The organism is Flaviramulus sp. (genome assembly GCF_982512915.1).
This window is the reverse complement of the sequence record NZ_CEWOCJ010000035.1, coordinates 1-7,087: the sequence shown is the minus strand read 5'-3', so window position 1 is coordinate 7,087 and position 7,087 is coordinate 1. Positions and strand designations below refer to the sequence as shown.

The 7,087-nt window shown below is 27.2% G+C and carries 9 protein-coding genes; 8 read left to right on the top strand and 1 reads right to left on the bottom strand.

The window, feature by feature from the left end; all coding sequences use genetic code 11:
• Positions 1-92: 92 nt before the first annotated feature.
• The 8 genes from AC1XJX_RS13235 to AC1XJX_RS13200 all read left to right on the top strand — a co-directional run bounded on the left by AC1XJX_RS13235 (position 93) and on the right by AC1XJX_RS13200 (position 6,177).
• Positions 93-956: a glycosyltransferase gene (locus AC1XJX_RS13235; protein ID WP_482004463.1), complete on the top strand. Its 864-nt coding sequence runs from the start codon at positions 93-95 to the stop codon at positions 954-956.
• Positions 957-959: 3 nt separating this feature from the next.
• Positions 960-1,898, top strand: coding sequence for a glycosyltransferase family 2 protein (locus AC1XJX_RS13230; protein WP_482004462.1), 939 nt, complete (start codon positions 960-962; stop codon positions 1,896-1,898).
• Between the two features lie 46 nt (positions 1,899-1,944).
• On the top strand, positions 1,945-2,913 hold the full coding sequence (locus tag AC1XJX_RS13225) for a glycosyltransferase family 2 protein (protein ID WP_482004461.1): 969 nt from the start codon (positions 1,945-1,947) through the stop codon (positions 2,911-2,913).
• On the top strand, positions 2,910-3,692 hold the full coding sequence (locus AC1XJX_RS13220; protein ID WP_482004460.1) for a glycosyltransferase family 2 protein: 783 nt from the start codon (positions 2,910-2,912) through the stop codon (positions 3,690-3,692). The genes AC1XJX_RS13225 and AC1XJX_RS13220 overlap by 4 nt, the downstream gene beginning before the upstream one ends.
• Positions 3,693-4,535, top strand: a complete 843-nt coding sequence (locus AC1XJX_RS13215) for a glycosyltransferase family 2 protein (protein ID WP_482004459.1) — start codon at positions 3,693-3,695, stop codon at positions 4,533-4,535.
• Positions 4,535-5,209 (top strand): glycosyltransferase family 2 protein, encoded by a 675-nt coding sequence (locus tag AC1XJX_RS13210; RefSeq protein WP_482004458.1) that lies wholly within the window; start codon positions 4,535-4,537, stop codon positions 5,207-5,209. The genes AC1XJX_RS13215 and AC1XJX_RS13210 overlap by 1 nt, the downstream gene beginning before the upstream one ends.
• Before the next feature lie 450 nt (positions 5,210-5,659).
• Positions 5,660-6,061 carry an FkbM family methyltransferase gene (locus AC1XJX_RS13205; RefSeq protein WP_482004464.1) on the top strand — a complete coding sequence of 134 codons (402 nt, stop codon included), beginning with the start codon at positions 5,660-5,662 and terminating at the stop codon, positions 6,059-6,061.
• Positions 6,062-6,078: 17 nt separating this feature from the next.
• Positions 6,079-6,177 (top strand): glycosyltransferase, encoded by a 99-nt coding sequence (locus tag AC1XJX_RS13200; RefSeq protein WP_482004457.1) that lies wholly within the window; start codon positions 6,079-6,081, stop codon positions 6,175-6,177.
• Here the strand turns inward: AC1XJX_RS13200 and AC1XJX_RS13195 are convergent.
• Positions 6,174-6,440 carry a hypothetical protein gene (locus tag AC1XJX_RS13195; protein WP_482004456.1) on the bottom strand — a complete coding sequence of 89 codons (267 nt, stop codon included), beginning with the start codon at positions 6,438-6,440 and terminating at the stop codon, positions 6,174-6,176. The two genes, AC1XJX_RS13200 and AC1XJX_RS13195, sit on opposite strands and share 4 nt — an antisense overlap.
• Positions 6,441-7,087 lie beyond the last annotated feature (647 nt).

Genomic DNA, 7,087 nt, shown 5'->3' with positions numbered 1-7,087 from the left:
TAGTGTTTTTTTTAATTTGTCGTTACTTAAAAAACTTGTAAAAATATTTTTTAAAAAAGCGATTAGGCTTATAAAAAAATAATATAGTTAAAATGATTTCAATTATAATATGTTCACGCACAGAAACATTGCCTTATGCTTTTATTGAAAACATAGAAGATACGGTTGGTACAGAGCATGAGCTTATTGTCATTGATAATTCTAAAAATATCTATTCCATTTTTGAGGCTTATAATATTGGAATAAAAAAGAGTAAAGGTGCCGTTTGGTGTTTTATTCATGATGATATTTTTTTTCACACAAAAAATTGGGGCTTAAAGATTCAGGAAATTTTTGAAAACGACTCAAAAATTGGTTTAATAGGCGTTGCTGGAGCTAAAGTAAAAACTAAAATGCCATCTGCTTGGTGGGATTGTGGTATTCAAGAAAAAGTTATGCACTTAAAACAGCATCTTGAAAATGGTGAGGTTGAATATTGGAACACCGGCTGGAAAAAGTCAAATATTGAAGAAGTGGTTGCTGTTGACGGTTTTTTTATGGTAGCAAGACCAAATGAAAACATATACTTTGATGAGGATTTAATAGGCTTTCATAACTACGATTTAAACATATCTTTGGCTTGTAAAATGCAAAACCTTAAAGTGATTGTTACCAACTCTATTTTAATTGAACATTTTTCATTTGGAACTCCGGGACTTGAATGGTGCAAATCTGTTATAAACTTTGATAAACGGTATAGAAAGATGCTTCCATTACAAGTTGACGGTACTTTAAGTAGTAATCAGTTTAAAAGTTTGGAATTTAAAAACGGTAAATTGTTTTGCGAAAAACTTCTTAGTAATAATTTGAAAATATATGCCGTTTGTTATTGGTTCCGATTGGTATTTTTTAAACCAGTTTCTAAGTACCATTTTCATTTTATGAATAAATATTTAAAAACAATTTTAACTAATTAATTGATGGAAAAAGGATATGTTATAATTGTAACTTATAATGGACTTAAATGGATAGACGAATGTTTGAGAAGCATTGAAAATAGTTTTTTCCCGTTAACAACTATTGTCGTAGATAATAATAGTGCTGATGAAACGGTTTCTTACATAAAAGCAAAATTCCCTAATGTGATTGTGTTGGAACAAACTAAAAATTTAGGGTTTGGTAAAGCTAATAATTTGGGAATGTCTTACGCGATAAATAATAAGGCTGATTTTGTTTTTTTATTAAATCAAGATGCTTTTTTACAAAAGGAAACCATTCAAGTTTTAGTTCAATTAGCAAAAAAGTATCCCGAGTACGGGATTTTAAGCCCTATACAATTAGATAATTCAGGGAAATTATTAGAAAAACATTTTTTTGACTTTACATCAAAAGAAAAAAATAACAATTTTTATTCAGATTTTGTTATTGGTAATACTATAAAAGATGTTTATCCTGTTAATTTTGTTCAAGCAGCAGCTTGGTTGTTACCTATTAATACTTTAAAAAAAGTTGGTGGTTTTGATCCTTTATTTTTTCATTATGGAGAAGATGTTAATTATTGTCATAGAATAAAATATCACCAACTAAAAATCGGAATTGTTCCCCATACATTTATTAGGCATGACACTAACAAACCATCTGATACAAGTTTTAAAGTTTTTTCTAAGAATTATTTTAATATCTACAAAAGGGATATTTCTATGGGTTATGCAAATATTAATCAGCCCCTTACAACTTCAATTATTTTTAAATCAAGAAAAAAAATTTATATCAAAATAATTAAGAGTTTTATTAAGTTTAGTTTTAAAAGAGTTAAAGGTTATTACAAAGAACTATTAATTTTCAATAAGACTTTAAAGCAAATTAAACAAAGCAGAGAAATTAATACCAAGATGGGATCTAATTACTTAAATAAATGAGCTTATTAATATTTAATCTTGAACTTATAAAAAAATATATTTCTAAATGAAATTTTTAGTTTCGGTAATAATACCTGCATATAATGTTGAACGATTTGTAGATAAAGCTATTAAGTCAGCATTGATGCAACCCGAAGTTAATGAGGTTATTGTAGTAAATGATGGGAGTACAGATAAAACTAAAGAGATTCTTGATAAATTACAAGAGAATAATTCAAAAATTAAAATATTTTGTCACGCAAATAATCAAAACAGAGGGCGTTCTGCAAGTAGAAATTTAGGTATTAAGCATGCTACGCAAAGCTTTATAGCTTTTTTAGATGCAGATGATTTTTATCTTGAAAATAGATTTATAAATGATCAACTTATTTTTAAAAATATACCATCTTCTGATGGTGTTTATAATGCTGTAGGATTTCATTTTTACAGAAAACCATCGCTATTAGAAAATGAAAAGCTTAGAATTAATACCATTTCAAAAAAAATAAAACCTGATATGTTGTTTGATGCTGTAATTTCTAGCAAATACGGTTATTTACATTTAAACGGGATAACTGTAAAAAAGGCAGTTTTTGATAAAATTGGACTTTTTAATGAATCGTTAGTGGTCGCTGAAGATTCAGATATCATTTATAAAATGGCTTTGATATGTTCTTTAGAATCAGGGATTATAAATGTTCCATTGGCTTTTCGAGGTATTCATGAAACTAATGTGTTCACAAGAAGCGATTTGTATAAAATTTACAATATGAGGCTGTATGAATCTGTTATTTCTTGGAGTAGCAAAAATAAAATTTCAATTAATAAAATTGATGAGATTTTTAAATATTTGTGGATTGTAAGGTATAGAGAAGAAAATACTTTATTAAATGATATTGCATATTGGCTAACTCTATTTTTAAAAAACCCTGAATTTATATTTTCTTTTCTAAGTATAAAATATTTTCCTATAGTTAGACTCAGACAAAATTTTTTTCCATTTTTGTCTAAATTAAATAAGTATAAAAATAATTGAACCCAAAAATTTCCATAATAACTATAAATTATAACAACCTCGATGGTCTTAAAAGAACCGTTAAAAGTGTTAAGAATCAAACCTATCAAGAGTATGAATATTTAATTATTGATGGTGGATCTAATGATGGGAGTTTAGAGTTTTTAAAACAAAATAATGATTTATTTGATTATTGGGTTAGCGAACCAGATAATGGGGTTTATCAAGCCATGAACAAAGGCATTGAAAGAGCAACGGGCGTATATCTACTTTTTTTAAATAGTGGCGACCATTTTTATAGAAATACAGTATTGGAAGAAAATCATTATCATTTAACTAATGAAGATATCATTTATTTCAATCTTCAAGTCATTGAAACCAATAAAACCTTTATAAAAACATATCCAGAAAAATTGCCGTTCTCTTATTTTGTTGAAGATACGTTGCCACATCCAGCAACCTTCATAAAAAAGGAAGTTTTCAGCAAAACTAATTTGTATAAAGAAGATTTTAAAATACTTTCCGATTGGAAATTTTTTATTGATGCTATTTGTAAGTATAATGCATCTTACATTAAAATTAATAAAACGCTATCCACTTTTTATATTGGCGGTATGAGTTCAAATCCAGAGAATAGAATTATAAAGCACAACGAAAGACAGCAGATTTTGGAAAATGAATATGCTGTTTTTATGAAAGATATACATGATACATTAGTCAATAAAAAAATTGTTGCTAATTTTAGAAAATCTCGAATTATTAAAACTTTGGTAAAATTGGGTTTTTTGAATAAATTTTAAATGAATACATTGGTTTCCATAATAGTTCCATGTTATAATCAGGCTCATTTTCTGAATGAATCATTAATATCTGTTTTAAATCAAACCTATACCAACTGGGAATGTATAATTGTTGATGATGGAAGTCCCGACAATACAAAAGAGGTAGCTGAAAGTTGGTTAAAAAAAGATAACAGGTTTGTATATTTTGAAAAAGAAAATGGAGGACTTAGTAGTGCCAGAAATGTAGGAATAAAAGCAAGCAAAGGTGAGTTTATTTTACCACTTGATGCCGATGACATAATTCATAAGGCATTTTTAGAAAAATTGGTTCCAGAATTAGAAAACAATAGTGAATTAGCTATTGTAACCTGCTACAGTAAGTTTTTTTTAAAGCATATAGATAATATAATTCATGAATTAAAGCCAGAAGGTACAACCTATCATGCTATTCTTTTTGAAAATAGAATTATAGCAACTTCATTATATAGAAAAGCATGTTGGGAAGACGTTGGGGGCTATGATGAAACTATGAAAAAAGGATTTGAAGATTGGGAATTTTGGATCGCTATATTAAAACAAGGTTGGACATATAAGGTTGTTGAAGAATTTTTGTTCTTTTATAGAAAGACAGAAAATTCCATGTTAATTGATACCTTAAAGAATCATAGGCTATCAAATATGCAGTATGTGTTTAATAAGCATCAAGAAGTTTATAAAGATAGTTTTGAAAACACCATGAAATATATGTTCTATCTCTTAAGTCTTTATGAAAATAAAAATGCGAAGTTAGAAATATCAAAAGAATATAAATTAGGCAAAACGATATTAAATCCTTTGAGAAATATAAAAAACAAATATTAATGATATCAGTAGTCATCAGAACTAAAAACCAAGAAAATGCTCTTGGGTTTCTATTAAAAAACCTCACAGAACGTTATGCTGATGATATTGATGAAATTATTGTTTTAGATAACTTATCAACCGATAAAAGTGAAGAGGTTGCTAAAAAGTATGGGGCTAGATTTATAACTATTAAAAAATTTACCTATGGAGGTAGTGCCAACTTTGTAACCAAAAAGGCAAAATCCCGAATAATAGTCATGTTCAGCGCACATTCTTATCCTGTAAGCCATGATTTTTTTAAATTAATCAAGACAAAATTTGAAGCAAATTCTAACCTTGCGGAATTAAGGTGTTTACACAATAATAATGACTATCAAAATTTCATCAATAATATTCCAGCTAAAGAAGATCCTAATAAATCAGGGTTAATCTTTTCAGGTTCCGCATTTAGAAAATCGGTTTGGGAAAAACACCCTTTTAGAGAGGATTTGGTTACTTTTGAAGATAAAGAATGGACAGTGCGGGTATTAAATGCAGGTTATGATATTGATTTTGTGCCGTCTGTTTTCTGTTATCAAATTAAAAGAACAAAAAAACAGGTTTTTTTTAGATTTAAAACGACTTGGTTGGTAATTACCAGCTTTGGCATCAAGATGTTAATTTCCTTAATGCATCATAGGGTTTTTTATTAGTATTTTAAAGCTTTTTTATAATTTTTTTGTTGATTTTTTGTATATAATAAAGAGGTACTTAAACATTATTAAATTCTTGTTTAATAAGCCTGAAAAATTTAATAACAATTAAAAAAAAATAACGTTAGTGAGATTAATTCAAAAATTAAAAAGGTAACCAATAAACAAGGATTTATTTTTATTAAACCAAAAGGTTTTAAACACAATATTAAAATTAGAAAAAATTATACTGATAAAGAAGTAGTGTACTATGTGTTGCAAGATCAATATCATTTACCTCCCAAATTATTCAAAATGTCTAATAAACCTTTGATTTTAGATATAGGGAGTAATATTGGTCTTACCTTAATACACATGAGTAATTTATATCCAAATGCTGAGATAATTGGATATGAAATGAACAAATAAAATTTTCAACTTGCAAAAAGAAACACAAGATTTTATAAAAAAATAAGTATATACAACAAAGCAGTTTGGATAGAAAATTCGATAGTAATGTATAATATTAATCCAAGGCATGATGCCTACTCTATTATTAGAAATGATAAGAACATTGATAATGTAAATGAAAAAATGGAAGTACAATCTGTAACTATACCAAATATTATCAAAGAACATAAAATAAATAGAATTGACTATCTTAAAATGGATATTGAAGGTGCTGAAGAAGCTATATTAAAATCAGATAATGTAAATTGGTTAAACTTAGTTGATGCTTTAAACATTGAGATGCATTTAGATAATGATTCAGAAATTTATGATTATATAAAAATCATTGAAAGTAAAGGTTTCAGAACTTGGAAAGATGATAAGCATTGGTCTAGTATCTTTGCTGTTAAAATAAATGTTTAGGTATTGTTAAAAGAGAGTTGGTTTTGAAAGTATCTGTAATAATCCCTTGTTATAATCAAGCGCAATATTTAGAAGAAACCTTGCGGTCTGTTTTTAATCAAACTTATGCTACTTAATCAATATCTTGGTGAATCTTAAATCCTAAATAATCTTTTATCATCTTTTGGCCTAAACCTAATTGATATGCCAATACTGTTAAGACCGATTGATCTTGGCGATGGTTATGTCTCCCACTTCCTTCAGGTGCTATACATTCTTTTATTAATGCATAAGTCGCCCATAAATTTATTAGTTTATTAGCTTTTTTATTTTTGTAATCAGCACAAACACAAGCTCCATTTAAATTAATGTAATTAAGTATAGATTTTGAGGCATTCAAATAATTAAGTGTTTTAGGATGTGTCCAGTCAGATATTTTATCACATGCGTGTGGGGAATAAAAACCAAGCTTTCTTGTTATTTTTTATCGGCTACAAAAGGCTTTGTTTTTGGTATAATAATAAGTTTTAAAAACTTAGTTATAGCGCTATGGTATGGGCTAAAGCGTTACCTGTTTATAATAGGTTTTTTGTTTAATAAACCTAAGAAGTTTTAAATGAAAAACGGTAAAACATAAGATCAATAACTTCGATTTTTTAATATTTTTGTTTGATCTTTTTGTAGTAATACCTCATGCTTATTACTTATTAGGGCATGATTAAAGTTTCCAATGGATTTACCAAATTACAGTTGGTCAATTGTTATTAGTACGTTTAGACTTAGATGCTTTTTTTATTATAAGATGCTTCTTTATCTATAAAATTTTATATCGAAGCCTTAGTCTCTTGTTCTATTCACAAAAAATAATATTAAGACTTTTTTCGGTTTTTATTTGTGATGTTAGTTTTAACTTTATTGTTGAGTTCTTTAATATTTTAAAGATGAGGTGGCTATTTATATTAGTATGGCGTATTTCATGTATTTGCCCAATAATATTGCCTTTTATAATTTTTATTTTGCTTTAGCTCTACTGTATTTTTTAAGAAA

Coding starts and splice junctions, on each gene's coding strand:
- AC1XJX_RS13235 (WP_482004463.1), top strand. CDS start 93: ATGATTTCAATTATAATATGTTCACGCACAGAAACATTGCCTTATGCT.
- AC1XJX_RS13215 (WP_482004459.1), top strand. CDS start 3,693: ATGAATACATTGGTTTCCATAATAGTTCCATGTTATAATCAGGCTCAT.
- AC1XJX_RS13225 (WP_482004461.1), top strand. CDS start 1,945: ATGAAATTTTTAGTTTCGGTAATAATACCTGCATATAATGTTGAACGA.
- AC1XJX_RS13210 (WP_482004458.1), top strand. CDS start 4,535: ATGATATCAGTAGTCATCAGAACTAAAAACCAAGAAAATGCTCTTGGG.
- AC1XJX_RS13230 (WP_482004462.1), top strand. CDS start 960: ATGGAAAAAGGATATGTTATAATTGTAACTTATAATGGACTTAAATGG.